We start from the raw sequence: 17,468 nt of genomic DNA, 5'->3' as shown, positions 1-17,468 counted from the left end.
GCGACTAATCTGAACGAATCGAGTCAGGAGCCTTCGCGATGAGCCCCAGCAGCACCAGCATCGGCCGCGGGCCGGCCCACGGCAGCAACGAGAACCATGACGGCGATCCGCGCAACAAGACCCTCGGCGAGGGCGTGTCGCAGGACGAGCCGCCGGCCGGCAACGACGCCCTCGAGGGCGCTGCCCCCGATCTGCCGGCCGGCGTACCCGGCACCCGGGCCAAGCCCGGCATCGCGCAAGGACCGCGGTCCTTTCCCGACGGCCCGAACGTGGAGGCAAGTCCCTGGGAACTCGAGGCGGCCAAGGGCAAGCTGCCCAAGGAGAAGTAGCCGGGCCCCGGCTGCCCCGCGCCCGGTGGAGCGGCTAGACTGCCCGGCGGAGCGTCCGCCTCGTGTCCCAGCCCACCGACCATCCTGCCGCCAGCCGCTGCCCGGTGCTGATTGCCGGCGGCGGTCCGGTCGGGCTCGCGCTGGCCGCGCTGCTGGCGCGGCAGGGGGTGCGCTGCCGGGTGATCGAGGCCGATGAGGGCTATTGCACCGGCAGCCGCGCGATCTGCATCTCGCGCCGCTCGCAGGAGATCCTGGCCTGGGCCGGCGTGGCGCACCCGCTGGTGCAGACCGGGTTGCCGTGGACCGGCGGCCGCAGCTTCTGGCGCGCCACCGAGGTGCTGCACTTCCAGATGCCCAGCGAGCCGACCCAGCGCTTCGCGCCCATGATCAACATCCAGCAGCATCTGGTGGAGCAGTTCCTGCACGAGGCCCTGCAGCAGGCGCCCGGGCTGGCGCAGGTGAGCTGGGGCAGCCGCGTCGCGGCGGTGCGCCAGCGCGACGGCTGGGTCGAGGCCGAGGTCGAGACGCCGGCGGGGCCCGAGACGGTGCGGGCGGATTTCCTGGTCGCCTGCGACGGCGGCCGCAGCACCGTGCGCGAACAGCTTGGCCTGCAGCTCGAAGGCTCGCAGTACGAAGGGCGCTACGTCATCGTCGACGTGGTGCAGAAGACCAGGCGGCCGGTGGAGCGGCTCGCGTGGTTCGATCCGCCGTCGAATCCGGGATCGACCATCCTCATGCACCGCCAGCCGGGCGACGTGTGGCGCATCGACTACCAGATCGGCGACGACGAGGACCCGGTGGAGGCGGTCAAGCCCGAGCACGTGTTGCCGCGGGTGCGAAGCCATCTGGCGATGATCGGCGAGGACCAGCCGTGGCAGCCGCTGTGGATCTCGATCTACAACGCCAAGTGCCTCACGCTGCGCGACTACCGGCATGGGCGCGTGTTCTTCGCCGGCGATGCGGCGCACCTGGTGCCGATCTTCGGCGTGCGCGGGCTCAACTCGGGCCTCGACGACGCCGGCAACCTCGCCTGGAAGCTGGCCCGCGTGCTCGACGGCAGCGCCGCCGACGCATTGCTCGACAGCTACTCGGCCGAACGGGTGCCGGCGACGCACGAGAACATCGCGTACGGGGCCAAGAGCACCGAGTTCATGGCGCCGCCGAACTTCGCCTTCCGGCTGATGCGCGAAGCGGTGTTGCGGCTGGCCGTGACGGACCAGGCGGTGCGCCCGCTGATCAATCCGCGGCAGACGGCGCCGGTGGCCTACGCGGCGTCGCCGCTCAACGTGCCGCAGCAGGGCCAGTGGGCGAACGCGGCCGCGGCACCCGGCCTGCCCGCGCCCGAGGCCCTGCTGCGCGGACCCCACGGCGAGTTCCACCTCACCCAGTGCTTCGGCAAGGACTTCGTGTGCCTGGCGTTCGGCGACGGCCCGCTGCCCGAAGCGGTGGCCGCGCTCGCCGGGCACGGGATCGGGGTGCTGGACATCCCGCCCGAAGCCGACGCCCTGGGCCAGGCGCGCCATCGCTACGGCCTGCCCGACCCGCAGGCGCAGGCCCTGGTGCTGGTGCGGCCCGACGGCTACGTGATGGGCCGCTGGCGCGGCCTCGACCCCGCGGCGCTGCTGGCCGCCTTCCAAGAAAAAGGATTCGCCGGATGACCGACCAGGACCTGGACCGCAGCTACACCGCGGTGTGCGAAGCGTTGGCGGCCGTGGGCGAGCAGCGGTCCCAGCTGTTCCTGTCGATGCTCTGCCTGGCGCTGATGGCGCGCTACGAACGCGCCGACGACGTGCTGCCGCTGATCGCCAACGTGCAGGCGCAGTGCGCGGCCGAAGCCGGATGATGCCTTTGCCGATCCTTTACACGGCGGCTGCCGGCGCTTGACACGGGTCATGGCTGCTTGACGCGGGCCACCTAGATTCAGTGGGCCCGCATGCAGTCCCGCGCGGCGGGGCGCGCCGGGTCGACGGGAGGTTGGCATCATGAAAAGGTCGGCGCTGGCGATGGCGTGCATCGCACTGGCGGCGCTCTGCGGTGCGGCGCAGGCCCAGACCCTGGCCTACACGGCCAGGCAGGTCAATGTGCGGGCCGGACCGGCCCGCGACTATCCCGTCGTCGCGGTGCTGCCCGCGGGGTTCCAGGTGAGCGTGCAGGGCTGCCTCAGCACCTACACCTGGTGCGACGTGCTCGCCGGCACCGCCCGCGGCTGGGTCTACGCCGGCAACATCGTCTCGTACGGCCAGAACACGTACGCGCCGCTGCTCACCTGGGGCCCGGTCATCGGCGTGACGATCCTTGGCTTCGTCATCGACGACTACTGGACCCAGCACTACTGGAACCGGCCGTGGTATCCCGAGCGGCGCCGCTGGTACGACCACCCGTTGCCGCCGCCGCGGCCGCATGTGCGGCCGGACGACGGCCGGCCGCGCGACTGGCGTCCGAACGACGGGCGGCCGCGCGACTGGCGCCCCAACGATGGCCGGCCGCGCGATTGGCATCCCGGCGATGGCCGCCCGCCGGCGCCCGACGGCACCCCGCGGCCGCCGCGGCCGCGCGGCCCCGAGGGCGTTCCGCTGGAGCCGCGGCCCCATCGGCCGGCACCCGGCCAGGCGCAGCCGGGCGTGGTGCCCGTGCCACCGGGCCAGGCCCAGCCGCATCCGCAATGGCGGCCGGGCGAGGGCCGCCCGCGCCCGCACCCAGGCGCTGCCGCGCCACGACCCGGCGTCGCGCCGGCCCAGCCGGCGCCGCCGCGACCGGCCGGCGAGCGCCCGGGCCGCCGGGACAATTCGGGATGGGGCCAGCCGCAGAACCCATGAGGGCGGCGGCAGTACCCATGAAACGGGATCGTTACAGGGGGCGACCGTAAAATCGCGGGCTTCCCCCCGAAAGCCCCGATGAACGCCCCCGTCGACGTTTCCTTTTTCGCGCGCGCCGCCAAGCCGATCACCAGCTATCGCAAGTACTGGGCGGCCCGTTTCGGCACGGCGCCGTTCCTGCCGATGAGCCGGGCGGAAATGGACAAGCTCGGCTGGGACAGCTGCGACATCATCGTCGTCACCGGCGATGCCTACGTCGACCATCCCAGCTTCGGCATGGCCGTGATCGGCCGCACGCTGGAGGCGCAGGGGTTCCGGGTCGGCATCATCGCGCAGCCGGACTGGCAGAGCGCGGACCCGTTCAAGGCGCTGGGCAAGCCGAACCTGTTCTTCGGGGTGACCGGCGGCAACATGGACTCGATGATCAACCGGTACACCGCCGACCGGAAGATCCGCAGCGACGACGCCTACACGCCGGGCGACGTCGGCGGCAAGCGGCCCGACCGCGCCGCGATCGTCTACAGCCAGCGCTGCCGCGAGGCCTACAAGGACGTGCCGATCGTGCTCGGCGGCATCGAAGGCAGCCTGCGCCGGATCGCGCACTACGACTACTGGTCGGACAAGGTCCGCCGCTCGGTGCTGGTGGACGCGAAGTGCGACCTGCTGCTGTATGGCAACGCCGAGCGGGCCATCATCGAGATCGCGCACCGCCTGGCGGCCAGGGAGCCGGTGGAGCAGATCACCGACGTGCGCGGCACGGCCTTCATCCAGCGCAGCAGCCCGGAGGGCTGGTTCGAGATCGACTCGACCGCGGTGGACCAGCCGGGCCGCGTCGACGAGCACGTCAACCCGTATCACACGATTTCGGAGCAGGCAGCCGCGCAGGGCCAGGCCTGCGCCAAGGAGGAGGGCGAGGCCGCCCCGGCCGCTGGCGCGACCGTGCAGTTCGTGCCGAACCCGCGCGTCAAGCTCAAGCCTCCGCCGCGCGAGCGCACGGTCATCCGCCTGCCGTCGTACGAGCAGGTGAAGAGCGATCCCGTGCTGTACGCCCATGCCAACCGGGTGCTGCACCTCGAGACGAACCCCGGCAACGCGCGGGCGCTGGTGCAGGCCCATGGCGACCGCGACGTGTGGCTCAATCCGCCGCCGATTCCGCTGACGACGGCCGAAATGGACCACGTCTTCGGGCTGCCGTACGCGCGCAGCCCGCATCCCGCGTACGCCGACGAACAGGGCGGCCATTACGGCGCGACCAAGATCCCGGCCTGGGAGATGATCCGGTTCTCGGTCAACATCATGCGCGGCTGCTTCGGCGGCTGCACCTTCTGCTCGATCACCGAGCACGAGGGCCGGATCATCCAGAGCCGCAGCGAGGACTCGGTCATCCGCGAGATCGAGGAGATCCGCGACAAGGTGGCCGGCTTCACCGGCGTGATTTCCGACCTGGGCGGACCCACGGCCAACATGTACCGCCTCGGCTGCCGCAGCCCTGAGATCGAGTCGGCGTGCCGCAAGCCCAGCTGCGTGTACCCGGGCATCTGCCAGAACCTCAGGACCGACCACGGGCCGCTGGTCAGGATCTACCGGCGGGCGCGCCAGCTGCGCGGCATCAAGAAGATCCTGATCGGTTCCGGCCTGCGCTACGACCTGGCGATCCAGTCCCCGGAGTACGTGAAGGAACTGGTGCAGCACCACGTCGGCGGCTACCTGAAGATCGCGCCCGAGCATACCGAGCAGGGGCCGCTGACGAAGATGATGAAGCCGGGCATCGGCAACTACGACAGGTTCAAGCAGCTCTTCGAGAAGTTCAGCGCCGAGGCCGGCAAGAAGCAGTACCTCATTCCGTACTTCATCGCGGCCCATCCCGGCACCAGCGACGAGGACATGATGAACCTCGCGCTCTGGCTCAAGCGCAACGGCTTCCGCGCCGACCAGGTGCAGGCGTTCTATCCCAGCCCGATGGCCACCGCCACCGCGATGTACCACACCGGCAAGAACACCTTGCGCAAGGTCGGCCGCGACAGCGAGACCGTGGACATCGTGCGCGGCGAGCGCCGCCGGCGCCTGCACAAGGCGTTCCTGCGCTACCACGATCCCAACAACTGGCCGATGCTGCGCGATGCGCTCAAGGCCATGGGCCGGGCCGACCTGATCGGCAGCGGCAAGCACCAGCTGGTGCCGGCCTACCAGCCGATCACCGACGGCAGCTACGAGAGCGCGCGGCGCAAGAATTCGACGCCGGCGGGCAAGAAGATCGGCGCCCCGGTGAAAGGGCGGCTGCTGACGCAGCACACCGGCTTGCCGCCGCGCAAGGCGCGTTGACGCGCCGAGCGCCGCGGCGGGCGGCGGCGCGTCACGCCGCCGACACCGCCTGTCGGCGCTGCGCCATCCTGGCGAGCAGGGCTTCCACCGCCGGCAGCTCGGCCGGCTTGGTCAGGTGATGGTCGAAGCCGGCGCTCTTGGTGCGCGCCCGGTCGTCCTGCGCGCCCCAGCCGGTCAGCGCCACCAGCACCGTGTCGCGATGCCGCGGATCGCTGCGCAGCTCGCGCGCCACGTCGTAGCCGTCCTTGCCCGGCATGCCGATGTCCAGGAACATGATTTCGGGCCGGAACTCGCTGGCCGAGGCGATCGCTTCGTCGCCGTCGTGCGCCACCCGCGTCTCGTGGCCGTCGAGTTCCAGCAGCGCCGCCAGGCTCTCGGCGGCGTCGACGTTGTCGTCGACCACGAGGATGCGGAACACCGGCGCGCTCTCGCTGGCGGCTGGCGCCGCCGCTGACGGCGCGGTGACGGCCCCCTCCTCGAGCAGCGGCAGCCGCACCGTGAACGTGCTGCCCTGGCCGACGCCCGGGCTCTGCGCCGTGACGCTGCCGCCGTGCAGCTCCACCAGCCGCCGCACCAGCGCCAGGCCGCTGCCCAGGCCGCCTTGGGAGCGCTCGCGGTGCCGGCCCACCTGCGTGAACATCTCGAACACCTCGGTCAGCGCCTCGGGGGCGATGCCGATGCCGGTGTCCTTCACCGACACCAGGACCTCGGGTCCGTCCTGGCGGGCGACCAGCTCGATCCGCCCGCCATCGGGCGTGTACTTGGCCGCGTTGTTCAGGAGATTGCTCACCACCTGGGCCAGCCGGGTCGTGTCGGCCAGCACCTGCAGCCCCGGCGCCTCGATGCGCACGTCCAGCGTGTGCCCGGCCGCGGTGATCAGCGGCATGCTGCCCTCGACGGCGCTGGCCAGCACCGCATCCAGGGTGGCGCGCTCCTTCTTCAGTTCCACCTTGCCGCTGGAGATGCGGGCGATGTCCAGCAGGTCGTCGACCAGCCGCACCAGGTGCCTGAGCTGGCGCTCCATCATGCCGCGCGCCCGCTCCTTGGCTTCGCTGTCGCCGCCCACGCGCAGCAGCTGCAGGCCGTTGGAGATCGGCGCCAGCGGATTGCGCAATTCGTGGGCCAGGGTGGCCAGGAATTCGGTCTTGCGGCGGTCGCTCTCGGCCAGTTCCTCGGCCAGCCGGCGCAGGTTCTCGCCCGAGCGGCGCCGGTCGGTGATGTCGCTGAAGAACAGCGCCACCCGGTCGCTGCCCGGACCGCCGGAGCGCATCGCATACACGTCGAACCAGCGCTGCAAGGCCTTCGCCTCGTTCTCGAACCGGACCGGCTCGCCGGTCGCCGCGACGCGGCCGTAGATGTCGAACCAGTGCTGCTCGTGCTGGGGCGCGAACTCGCGCATGCGCCGGCCGCCCGCCCCGTGCATGCCGGTGTGCTTCTCGAAGGCCGGGTTGATTTCGACGAACCGGTAGTCGACCGGCCGGCCCTGCGGGTCGCGGATCATCTCGATGATCGCGAAGCCCTCGTCCATCGAGTCGAACAGCGTGCGGTAGCGCTCCTCGCCGTGGCGCAGTTCATCTTCGGCGTGCTTGCGCTGGGTGATGTCCGCCGCGGTGCCCAGCACCCGGGCGGGGTGCGCCGCCGAAGCCGGCTGCAGGATGCCGGTGAGCTCCACCCAGATCAGCGCGCCGTCGTTGCAGCGCCGAAAGCGGCCCTCGTAGTGCAGCCGTTCGCCGGTGCGCGCGGTGGCCGCCATGGCCGCCACGCAGGCCGCCGCGTCGTCGGGATGGGCCAGTTGCGACAGCCGTTCGCGCAGCAGCTGCGTCTCGGCGTCGGCCTCGCTGCGCGCCAGCCCGAAGATCTCGAACAGCCGGTCGTTCTCCCAGGTCAGGTGGTCGGAATCGGGCTCCCACACCCAGACCCCCAGTCCGGCCGCCTCGGTGGCCAGCCGCACCCGCTGCTCGCTTTCGCGCAGCCGTTCCCGGCTCTCGCGAATGAGCTCGGCGGCGGCCTCCGCCTCCTCGCGCCGGGTCTGTTCGGCGATCGCCGCCTCGCGCGCCTGCTCCGCTTCGCGCTGCGCCGAGACGTCGTGCATCGACACCACGGCACCGAGCTTGTGCCCGGCCTCGTCGTACAGCGGCTGCCCGCTCGCCAGCAGATGGCGCAGCTTGCCGCCCGGCGGCGCGATCACCATCTCCACGTTGCGTACCACCTCGCCGGCCAGCGCCCGGTGCAGCGGGACCTCCTCGGGCCGCAACGGGGTCCGGCCGTCGGGACCGTACAGGTCGTACTGCTGGGCCCAGTTGGCGGCGCTGACGGGTTCCGAGTCCATCGCGTGGAACTCGCGCGTGGCCCGATTGAACAGCGTGAGCCCACCGTCCGGTCCGCACGCCACGATCCCGTCCTCCACCGCCTCCAGCACGGCCGACAGGAAGGCCCGGTCCTGCACCGCCTTGCGCTCGGCCGCCTGCAACTCCTGGCGGCTGCGGTGCAGTTCCACGAAGAAGGCTAGCTTGGCCTTGAGCACGGCCGGCACGATCGGCTTGGTCAGGAAGTCGACGGCGCCCATCGAATAGGCCTCCTCGACCGAGAGGTCCGATGCGTCGGCCGTCACGAAGATGATCGGGGTGCGGCGCGAGCGGCGCTGGGCGCGGATGAGGCGGGCGGTCTCGAAGCCGTCCATCCCGGGCATGCGCACGTCCAGCAGCACCGCCGCGTAGTCGGCGTCGCGCAGCCGGCGCAGCGCTTCCTGGCCCGAGCCGGCCCGCACCAGCGGTTCATCCAGGGTTTGCAGGACGGCTTCGAGGGCCAGCAGGTTGGCCGGGGCATCGTCGACGAGAAGAATGGGAGCGGGGGGGCGCAAGTTCACCCCGGCACGCTACACCAAAACGGAGTGCCGTGGCGCGGCAGTCGCCGCGCCCCTGCGCTTTCGCCGGCACAACATAATCGGCCGATGCAAGAGCGCACACGCATGAGCCTCGACGAGCGCGCCGCGCGCCGGGTCCTGTTGGCCCAGGCGATCGAGGCGGGCGACAGCCAGGAAAAACTGTTGAGCAAGGCCGATCGGGACCAGATCGACGTGCTGGCGCGCCAGGCCGCGATGCAGGAGGTGACCGACGGTCCGGCCGCCGCGCCGGCGCGCTTTCTGGACCTGCGGGCGCAGCGCGTGATCCAGGCGGTCGAAGGCCGCCATCCTTCGCTGGCGGCGCTGCAGGCGCCGGGGCCGTGGCAGCGCTGGCTCGCGATCGGGCTGCCGCTGGGCGCGATCGCGCTGGGCGTGCTGACCGACGTGATCGCCAATCCGCACCGCGTCGACCTGGTCTCGCTGCCGCTGCTGGCGATCGTCGGCTGGAACCTGCTGCTGTATGCCGCGCTGCTGCTCGGATGGGCGGTCTGGGGCCGCGGCCGGCCGCGCGCGGGCGACGACCCCTCGCGCCGCCATGCCGAGGGGCTGCTGCGCTGGCGGCGGCCGACCGGCCAGGCGCGGGCCGAGGTCGCCGCGTTCTTCCAGCTGCGCTGGCAGCGCGCGGCCCGCTCGCTGTCGCTGCAGCGGCTGAAGAAAGCCCTGCACCTGGCGGCCGCCGGCTGGGCCGTCGGCATCGCGCTGTCGCTGCTCGCGCGCGGGCTGGTGGTGGAATACCGCGTCGGCTGGGAGAGCACTTTCCTGGACGCCGGCCAGGTGCACGCGATCCTCAGCGCCCTGCGGTTGCCGGCGCTGCTGCTGTTCCCGTTCCAGCCGTTCTCGGTGCAGGAAGTGGCCTCGCTGCGTTTCAGCGAGGGCGGCGGCGCCGTCGGCGGGGCGCGCTGGGTGCTGATGTACGTGGCGCTGCTGCTGGTGGTGATCGTGGTGCCCCGGCTGCTGCTGGCGGCCTGGGCGGCCTGGCGCGAGCGCTGGCTCGCCCGCCGGGTGCCGATCGACGTCGCCGATCCGTACTACCGGCGCATCCTGTCCCTGCTGACGGCGGTGCGGGTGCAACTGTGCCTGGTGACCCACCGGCCGCAGGACCGCGCGGCGGCCTTGCGGGTGCTGGCGCCACCGCCGGAGGCGGGCGGCACCCTGGTCGCGAGCCCGACCGGTGACCTGCTGCGGATGGTCGAAGTCCCCGGCGCCGCCGCGCCGCCCGAGGCGCCGGGCGCTGGCGGTTGGCTGGCGTCGCTGCGGCGGCTGGCGGGGCGGTCCGCCGCCGATCGCGAACCGTCCGAATCGCCGCTGGCGGCGGCGCGCCAGGGCAGCGACGTGGTGCTGCATGTCGCCGGGGAGCCGGGCGACGTCGATGCCGCGGCCGCGCTCCTGGGCTGGCTGGACAAGCCGGTGCTGGTGCTGCTCCACCAACCCGCCGGCGAATCCTCCGAACTCGCGGTCCAGGCGCGGGCGGCGCCGCTGGCGCGACAGGTGCTGCCGTTCGAGGACTTCGCGCGCTGCTGGGTGCAGGAGCGGGTGCTGCTGGAGGCGATCGGCGACTGCCTGCCCGAGGCCAGCCGCGAAGGATTCGCGCGCATCGCGGCGGCCTGGGAGCAGCGCAACGCCGCGCGCCTGGAGCGCTCGATGGCGGCGGTGGCGCAGCACCTGCTGTTCGCCGCGCGCCGGGTGCAGGAAGTGCCCAGCGGCGGCCTGAGCGTCAAGAGCCTGGTGCCGGCGGAGCGGCACGCGCAGGCCGGGGCGCGCCAGTCGGCGATGGACGAAGTGGTCAGGCGCCTGGAGGTCTCGGCCGGCGAGATGTTCTCGCGGCTGCGCGACCTGCACGGGCTGGAAGCGACCGACGCGGTCGCCCTGCAGCACCGGCTGCAGGAGAAGTTCGTCGTGCAGCAGGCCGTGCATGGCCCGCAGGCCGGCATGGCGGGGGCGGCCACGGGCGCCGCGATGGGCGCGTCGGTGGACCTGCTGGTGGGCGGCCTCACGCTGGGCGCCGCCACGGCCCTGGGCGCCCTGGTGGGCGGCGGCGCCGCCTACATCGCCGCCGCGTGGAAGAACCGCTCGACCCCGGGCGGCGCGACGGTGGTGCAGCTGAGCGACGAGATGCTGCAGGCGCTGGTCGAGGCCGCGCTGCTGCGCTACCTGGCGGTGGCGCACCACGCCTCCGGGCTGCCCGCCGCGGCCGAGCCGTTGCAGCCGTCGTGGCAGGGCGAGGTGGTCGCCGCCGTGCAGGCGCATCGCGACCGGCTGGTGCCGATGTGGAACGCCGCGCGCTCGCAGCCGGACGTCGGCCGCATCGCATCGACGTTCACCCACGAACTCGAAACGATCGCGCGCCAGGTGCTCGCCGGGCTGTATCCGCGGCCCTGACTTTCGCGCCGGCAGCCTGGGATCGGGGCCGCTTCGTCGGCGCGTTCCTACGCATGTCGGAGCAGTCCTACGAGGGGCGCAAAAAAATGCGGCAGCGTGGGCGGGCACGCCTCGGCCGGAGCGTTTCCGCCTCTAGAATCCCTCGTTCTTGCGCGCGCCGCCGGCGCCGTGTCTGTCACCGTTCCCCGACAACAAACCAAAGGAGCCCGGATGAAGAGGGATGTCGAAGCTTTGCTCGCGATCGTCAGCGAGGAGGAGGCCCGGATCGTCGACGAGTGGCTCAAGGAGAGCCGCGTTCCGGAACACCAGCGCAGTGCCGCCCAGGGCGAGGCGACGCAGGTGCTGCGCGAGCTGCGCGACGCGCTGGCCGCGGGCGCCGATCCGGCCATGTTGGAAGACCCGCGCTGGGCCGGTCTCAACCATGTGCTGGAGGCGCTCTCGAGCTCGCGCGCCGCGCAGGGCCGCACCGCCGGCGACACCAGCCGCTTCGTGCTCGCCTTCAAGCGCCCGGTGCTCGCGCTGGCGCAGCGCCGCCACGCCGGCGACGCCGCGCTGCTGATGGACACCGTCTGGGTAATCTCGTCGCTGGTGGACCAGATGGCGCAGCACACCGTGACCACCTACCAGCTCACGCGCGAGTCGGTGATCCGGCGCCAGCAGGAAGAACTGCTGGAGCTGTCGACGCCCGTGATCAAGCTGTGGGACGGCGTGCTGGCGGTGCCGATGATCGGCACGCTGGACAGCAGCCGCACGCAGATGGTGATGGAGTCGCTGCTGGAGAAGATCGTCGAGACCGAGTCCGCGCTGGCCATCGTCGACATCACCGGGGTGCCCACCGTCGACACGCTGGTCGCCCAGCACCTGCTCAAGACCGTCAGCGCGATCCGCCTGATGGGGGCCGACTGCATCATCAGCGGCATCCGGCCGCAGATCGCGCAGACCATCGTGCACCTGGGGATCGACCTGGAGGGCATCATGACCAAGGCCTCCCTGGCCGACGCGCTCGGACTCGCGCTGGAGCGCACCGGCCATCGCATCGTGAAGGCGGCCTGAGAACGTGGAGCGAATTCCGATTCTGCGGATGGGGCAGACGCTGCTCGTCACCATCCAGGTGGACATGATGGACCAGATGGCGCTGGCGCTGCAGGACGATCTGGCCAACCGGATCGCCGACACCGGCGCCAAGGGCGTGGTGATCGACATCTCGGCGCTGGAAATCGTCGACTCGTTCGTCGGCCGCATGCTGGCCAGCATCTCGGGCATCGCCCGGGTGCTCGACGCGGTGACGGTGGTGGTCGGCATGCGGCCGGCCGTCGCCATCACGCTGGTCGAACTGGGGTTGTCCCTGGAAGGCGTGCGCACGGCCCTGAACGTCGAGCGCGGCATGGAGTTGCTGGCGCAGTCCCGCCGGGGGGCGCCCAGTGGCCCATGACCCGAACGGGACGCTGCCGATCCAGTCGGAGCAGGATGTCGTGGCCTGCCGCCAGCTGGTGCGCGGCCTCACCCAGGAGCTGAAGTTCTCGCTGGTAGACCAGACCAAGATGGTGACGGCGGCCAGCGAGCTGTCGCGCAACACGCTGGTCCATGGCGGCGGCGGCCGCCTGCGCTGGGAAACCGTGGAGCAGGCCGGCCGCCGCGGCCTGCGCCTGCACTTCGAGGACCAGGGGCCGGGCATCGTCGACGTCGATCAGGCGCTGGTGGACGGCTGGACCTCCAACAAGGGCATGGGCCTGGGGCTGCCGGGCAGCAAGCGCCTGGTGCACGAGTTCGAGCTGGCCTCCACGCCCGGCCAGGGCACACGAGTGAGCATCACCAGGTGGAAATGATCGCCGGCTGGACGCATGTGCCGTTCCCGGTCGAGGATGCGAGCCGGGTCGGCGAGGCGCGCCGCCATGCCGGCGCCCTGGCCAGGTCGCTGGGCTGGGACGAGACCGACGCCGGCCGGCTGGCGCTGGTCGTGACCGAGCTCGCGAGCAACCTGCTCCGGCACGCCGTCAAGGGCCGCCTGCTGATCGCCGCGCGGCCCGAGCTGGGCGACATCGAGGTGCTCGCCATCGACAACGGGCCGGGCATCCCGAACGTCGGGCGGTCGATGGGCGACGGCTTCTCCACCGGCGGCACGCCGGGCACCGGCCTCGGCGCCGTGCGCCGGCTGGCCCAGCGGTTCGACATCCATTCGTCGGTGCACGGCACCGTCGTCCTGGCCCGCGTCGCCAGCCAGCGCGCGCCCGCCGCGCGGCCGCGCGAGGCACGGCTGGAGGTCGGGGCGGTCGCGCTGTGCGCGCCCGGCGAGACGGTGTGCGGCGACGGCTGGGCCGCGTGCATCGACGGCAGCCAGGCCGCGCTGCTGGTGGCCGACGGGCTTGGCCACGGGCCGCAGGCGGCCGAGGCGGCCCAGGCGGCGACCGCGGTGTTCGCGCGGGCGCCGTTCGGCGACCTGCGCGGCACGCTCGAAGAGGCCCACCGGCAGCTGCGCGCCACCCGCGGCGCCGCCGTGACGATGCTCCAGGTCGACGCCGCCGCCGGCAGCATCCGCTCGTCGGGGGCCGGCAACGTGATCTCGCGCGTCGTGGCCGGCGACTCGGACCGCACGCTGCTGTCGCAGCACGGCACCATCGGCGTGGCGATCCGGCGGGTCGAGGAAGTCCAGGCCGATTGGCCGCCGCACGCCGTCGTGGTGCTGCACACCGACGGCATCGAGGGGCGCTGGAAGCCCCAGCTGATTCATCCTTTGCTCGCGCACGATCCCGCCTTGCTGGCGGCGGTGCTGGCGCGGGACCATTTCCGCGGCCGCGACGACGCCACCGTCGTCGTGCTGCGGCGCAGGGGCTGAGCGCATGACGCAACAGCAAGAGGCCGCACCGGCCACGTTCGACGAAGCCGTCGCCGCGCTCGCGGCCAGCCGCCGCGAGATCGAGGAGCTGCGCGCCGAACTGGAAGAAACCAACCGCGGCGTGGTCGCCCTCTACGGCGAACTCGATTCGCAGGCCGACCGGCTGCGCGAGGCGACCGAGCTCAAGAGCCGATTTCTCGCCTACATGAGCCACGAGTTCCGCACGCCGATCAATTCGATCCGCAGCATCGCGCGGCTGCTCACGGACCGCCTCGACGGGCCGCTCACCGAGGAGCAGGAGCGGCAGGTGAATTTCATCCAGGACACCGCCACCGAGTTCGCGGCGATGGTCGACGACCTGCTGGACCTGGCGCGGGTCGAGGCCGGCCGGGTGGAGATCTCGCCGGCCTGGTTCGAGATGGTGGACCTGTTCACGGCATTGCGCGGCATGTTCAAGCCGGTGCTGACCAACCCGGACGTCGTGCTGGTGTTCGAGCAGCCGGCCGACATCCCGAAGCTCTACACCGACCACCACAAGCTGTCGCAGATCCTGCGCAACTACATCTCGAACGCGCTCAAGTTCACCCAGCAGGGCGAGGTGCGGGTGTCGGCCCATCGCACCGACGCCGACATGGTCACGTTCTCGGTGCGCGACACCGGCATCGGCATCGCGCCGGAATACCATGACGCGGTGTTCCAGGACTTCACCCAGGTCGACTCGCCGATCCAGAAGCGCCTGCGCGGCACCGGCCTGGGGCTGTCGCTCAGCAAGCGGCTGGCCATCCTGCTCGGGGGCAGCGTCGCGCTCGAGAGCGAGCTCGGCAAGGGCTCGACGTTTTCGGTGACGATTCCGGCGCAGCTGACGACGTCGCCATTGCAGGAGGGCTGACATGCTGCCTTCACCCGACATCATCAACACGACCATCGATCGTGCGGCGCACACGGTGCTGGTGGTCGACGACAACCCGGCGACGCGCTATTCGACGGCGCGCGTGATCCGCGCCGCGGGCTTCAAGACCGCGGAAGCCGGCACCGGCGCCGAGGCATTGGCGCTGGCGCGCACCGGCGTCTCGGCGGTGGTGCTGGACGTGGACCTGCCCGACACCAACGGCTTCGAGGTGTGCCGGATCTTGCGGTCGCAGGCCGAGACCGAGCTGCTGCCGGTGGTGCACCTGTCGGCGATCTACGCGGAGAACGAAGACCGGGTGGCCGGCTTCAATGCCGGCGCCGACGCCTACCTCATTCACCCGGCCGAACCGGCCGTGCTGATCGCCACCCTGCAGGCGCTGATTCGCGCCCGCATGGCCGAGGACAAGCTGCGCCGCAGCGAGACGCGCTTTCGGGCGATCTACAGCCAGGCCCAGAGCGGCATGTGCCTGATCGACGAGCAGGGACGGTTCGCCGACGTCAACCCGGCGTTCGAACGGCTGCTGGGTCGCCCGCGCGAGCAGCTGCTGGGGCAGCGCATCAGCGATCTCGCGCCGCCGGAATGGCTGGGCGTCGCCACCGAGCACACCGGCCGGGCCGGCGCCAGCGGCACGGCCTGGGGCGGCGAATTCCCGCTGGTGCGCGCGGATGGCGCCTGGGTGTTCCTGGAGTGGCGCATCTCGGCGCACGTGGAGCCCGGCCTGCGCGTGGGCATCGCGCTCGACATCTCCGAGCGGGCCCAGCTGGAGCAGCGCCGGCGCGAGATGCTGGAGCGCGAGCAGGCGGCCCGCGCCATCGCCGAGCGCCTGAGCCGGACCAAGGACGACTTCATCGCGGTGCTGTCGCACGAGCTGCGCACCCCGCTCAATTCGATCGTCGGCTGGGTGCACATCCTCAAGCGGCGCGGCGGCTCACCGGAACTGCTCAAGGGCCTGGAGGCGATCGACCGCGGCGTGAAGACCCAGGCGCGGATCATCTCCGACATCCTCGACGTGTCGCGCATCAATTCCGGCAAGTTGCGGCTGGAGCAGGAGTGGTGCGATCCGGCCGAACTGGTGTCCGCGTCGGTCGCCTCGCTGCGCGAGTCGCTGCAGCAGCGCAAGCTCGCGGTCACGCTGGACCTGGGGCCGGAAGCCGGCCGGGCCTGGCTCGACCCGACGCGGTTTCAGCAGATCTTCTGGAACCTGCTGACCAACGCGATCAAGTTCTCGCCCAAGGGCGGCGAGATCAAGGTGGGTCTGCATGCATCCGGGGGCGCGCTGCGGCTGCGGGTGCAGGACTTCGGTCCCGGCATCGAAGCCGAATTCATGGACCACCTGTTCGACCGCTTCACGCAGAGCGACGCGCCGGGCAACCGCTATCACGGCGGCCTGGGGCTGGGCCTGTCGATCGTCAAGCACCTGGTCGAACTGCACGGCGGCGAAGTGACCGTCGACAGCGAGCTCGGCAAGGGCACGACCATGGGCGTGACGCTGCCGCTCGCGCCCGCGGGCCACAGCGTCATCGCGGCCCCGGCGCCGGGCGAGCGGGCGGCGCCGGAGTTCGCCGAGAAGGTGCTGCAGGGCGCCGATGTGCTGGTGGTGGAGGACGACGCCGACGCCTGTGAGATGCTGTCGATGATCCTGGCCGACCGCGGCGCGCGGGTGCGCACCGGGCGCGATTTCGAATCGGCCATGCGCCAGCTGCGCGAAGGCTGGCCCGACGTGCTGGTGAGCGACATCGGGCTGCCCGGGCGCGACGGCTACGAGCTGATGCGGCTGGTGCGCGAGGCGACGCCGCCGGGCCAGGCGCGGCTGCCGGCGATCGCGCTCACCGCCTTCAGCCGCGCGGAAGACGAGGCGAGCGCGCTGGAGGCCGGCTTCGACGCGCACCTGAGCAAGCCGCTGAAACCGCACGAGCTGATCGGCGCGGTCGCCCGGATGCTGCGGCTGGGCGGCGGCCACGCCCGCAGCGACTGACGGCGCCGGCCCGAACGCAGCGCCAGGGCGGCGCCCGAGCAGCGCAATTCCTTGCTCGCCGCAGGGCCTTGATGTGGCTGCGCGCATCGTTTGACGAGGATCAGGAGGTCGCCGTGGGCGGGCGGGTATGGTTGGGCGCAACAACCATGACATCCACCTCCAACATCGCCGCGCCCGACCTGGTGTGCCCCGCGGGCAGCCTGCCCGCCTTGCGATCCGCGGTCGACAACGGCGCCAACTGCGTCTACCTGGGCTTGCGCGACGCAACCAACGCGCGCAACTTCGCCGGGCTCAACTTCGACGAGAACGCGATCGCCACCGGCATCCGCTATGCGCACGAGCACGGCGTAAAGGTGTTCATGGCGCTCAACACCTATCCGCAGGCCGGCAACCCCGCGATGTGGCGGGCCGGCATGGACAAGGCCGTGGACCTGGGCGTGGACGCCGTGATCCTGGCCGACCCGGGGCTGATGCAATACGCCGCCGGCAAGTATCCGAAGCTGCGGCTGCACCTGTCGGTGCAGGGTTCCGCGACCAACCATGACGCGATCAACTTCTACAAGGAGCAGTTCGGCGTGGTGCGGGCGGTGCTGCCGCGGGTGCTGTCGCTGGAGCAGGTGAAGCAGCTGATCGAGAAGACCTCGGTCGAGTGCGAGGTGTTCGGCTTCGGCAGCCTGTGCGTGATGGTGGAGGGCCGCTGCCAGCTGTCGTCGTACGTCACCGGCGAGTCGCCCAACACCCACGGCGTGTGCTCGCCGGCCAAGGCGGTGCGCTGGCAGGAGACGCCCACCGGCCTGGAGTCTCGCCTGGGCGGCGTGCTGATCGACCGCTACGCGCTCGGCGAGAACGCCGGCTATCCGACGCTGTGCAAGGGCCGCTTCGACGTCGGCTCGGAACAGAGCTACTACGCGATCGAGGAGCCGACCAGCCTGAACACGCTGGAGTTGCTGCCGCAGCTGTTCAAGATCGGCGTGAAGGCCATCAAGATCGAAGGACGCCAGC

At 71.6% G+C, this 17,468-nt stretch carries 14 protein-coding genes; 13 read left to right on the top strand and 1 reads right to left on the bottom strand.

Annotated features, from left to right (window positions below):
* Positions 1 to 38: 38 nt before the first annotated feature.
* The 5 genes from VNT59_RS10510 (at position 39) to VNT59_RS10490 (ending at position 5,467) form a co-directional block, all read left to right on the top strand.
* Positions 39 to 329 (top strand): hypothetical protein, encoded by a 291-nt coding sequence (locus tag VNT59_RS10510; protein WP_325498353.1) that lies wholly within the window; start codon positions 39 to 41, stop codon positions 327 to 329.
* A gap of 62 nt (positions 330 to 391) precedes the next feature.
* Positions 392 to 1,987, top strand: a complete 1,596-nt coding sequence (locus tag VNT59_RS10505) for an FAD-dependent monooxygenase (protein ID WP_325498352.1) — start codon at positions 392 to 394, stop codon at positions 1,985 to 1,987.
* The gene (locus tag VNT59_RS10500) at positions 1,984 to 2,172 is read left to right on the top strand and encodes a hypothetical protein (protein WP_325498351.1); all 189 of its coding nucleotides are present in this window, start codon (positions 1,984 to 1,986) and stop codon (positions 2,170 to 2,172) included. The genes VNT59_RS10505 and VNT59_RS10500 overlap by 4 nt, the downstream gene beginning before the upstream one ends.
* Positions 2,173 to 2,311: 139 nt before the next feature.
* Positions 2,312 to 3,145, top strand: coding sequence for an SH3 domain-containing protein (locus VNT59_RS10495; RefSeq protein WP_325498350.1), 834 nt, complete (start codon positions 2,312 to 2,314; stop codon positions 3,143 to 3,145).
* A gap of 78 nt (positions 3,146 to 3,223) precedes the next feature.
* Positions 3,224 to 5,467 carry a YgiQ family radical SAM protein gene (locus VNT59_RS10490; RefSeq protein WP_325498349.1) on the top strand — a complete coding sequence of 748 codons (2,244 nt, stop codon included), beginning with the start codon at positions 3,224 to 3,226 and terminating at the stop codon, positions 5,465 to 5,467.
* 31 nt (positions 5,468 to 5,498) lie between these two features.
* On the opposite strand, the gene VNT59_RS10485 is transcribed toward VNT59_RS10490, so the two are convergent.
* Positions 5,499 to 8,333 (bottom strand): response regulator, encoded by a 2,835-nt coding sequence (locus tag VNT59_RS10485; protein WP_325498348.1) that lies wholly within the window; start codon positions 8,331 to 8,333, stop codon positions 5,499 to 5,501.
* Between the two features lie 84 nt (positions 8,334 to 8,417).
* On the opposite strand from VNT59_RS10485, the gene VNT59_RS10480 reads away from it, so the two are divergent.
* From VNT59_RS10480 to ubiU, 8 genes are all read left to right on the top strand, one after another.
* On the top strand, positions 8,418 to 10,748 hold the full coding sequence (locus tag VNT59_RS10480) for a DUF3482 domain-containing protein (protein ID WP_325498347.1): 2,331 nt from the start codon (positions 8,418 to 8,420) through the stop codon (positions 10,746 to 10,748).
* 210 nt (positions 10,749 to 10,958) lie between these two features.
* Positions 10,959 to 11,801, top strand: a complete 843-nt coding sequence (locus VNT59_RS10475) for an STAS domain-containing protein (protein ID WP_325498346.1) — start codon at positions 10,959 to 10,961, stop codon at positions 11,799 to 11,801.
* A 4-nt stretch (positions 11,802 to 11,805) separates the two neighbouring features.
* Positions 11,806 to 12,180 carry an STAS domain-containing protein gene (locus tag VNT59_RS10470; RefSeq protein ID WP_325498345.1) on the top strand — a complete coding sequence of 125 codons (375 nt, stop codon included), beginning with the start codon at positions 11,806 to 11,808 and terminating at the stop codon, positions 12,178 to 12,180.
* Complete coding sequence (locus VNT59_RS10465; RefSeq protein WP_325498344.1) at positions 12,170 to 12,574, top strand: anti-sigma regulatory factor; 405 nt, start codon at positions 12,170 to 12,172, stop codon at positions 12,572 to 12,574. Before VNT59_RS10470 ends, VNT59_RS10465 begins: the two co-directional genes overlap by 11 nt.
* Positions 12,571 to 13,581 (top strand): ATP-binding protein, encoded by a 1,011-nt coding sequence (locus VNT59_RS10460; RefSeq protein WP_325498387.1) that lies wholly within the window; start codon positions 12,571 to 12,573, stop codon positions 13,579 to 13,581. The genes VNT59_RS10465 and VNT59_RS10460 overlap by 4 nt, the downstream gene beginning before the upstream one ends.
* Before the next feature lie 4 nt (positions 13,582 to 13,585).
* Positions 13,586 to 14,470: a sensor histidine kinase gene (locus VNT59_RS10455; RefSeq protein ID WP_325498343.1), complete on the top strand. Its 885-nt coding sequence runs from the start codon at positions 13,586 to 13,588 to the stop codon at positions 14,468 to 14,470.
* A 1-nt stretch (position 14,471) separates the two neighbouring features.
* Positions 14,472 to 16,466, top strand: a complete 1,995-nt coding sequence (locus VNT59_RS10450; protein WP_325498342.1) for a response regulator — start codon at positions 14,472 to 14,474, stop codon at positions 16,464 to 16,466.
* A gap of 146 nt (positions 16,467 to 16,612) precedes the next feature.
* On the top strand, positions 16,613 to 17,468 hold an 856-nt coding region (gene ubiU / locus VNT59_RS10445; RefSeq protein ID WP_325498341.1), incomplete at its 3' end, for a ubiquinone anaerobic biosynthesis protein UbiU.

Source organism: Ramlibacter sp. (assembly GCF_035554825.1).
GTDB lineage: Bacteria > Pseudomonadota > Gammaproteobacteria > Burkholderiales > Burkholderiaceae_C > Ramlibacter.
The sequence above is the reverse complement of the archived record's forward strand: the minus strand, read 5'-3'. Positions and strand labels throughout refer to the sequence as shown.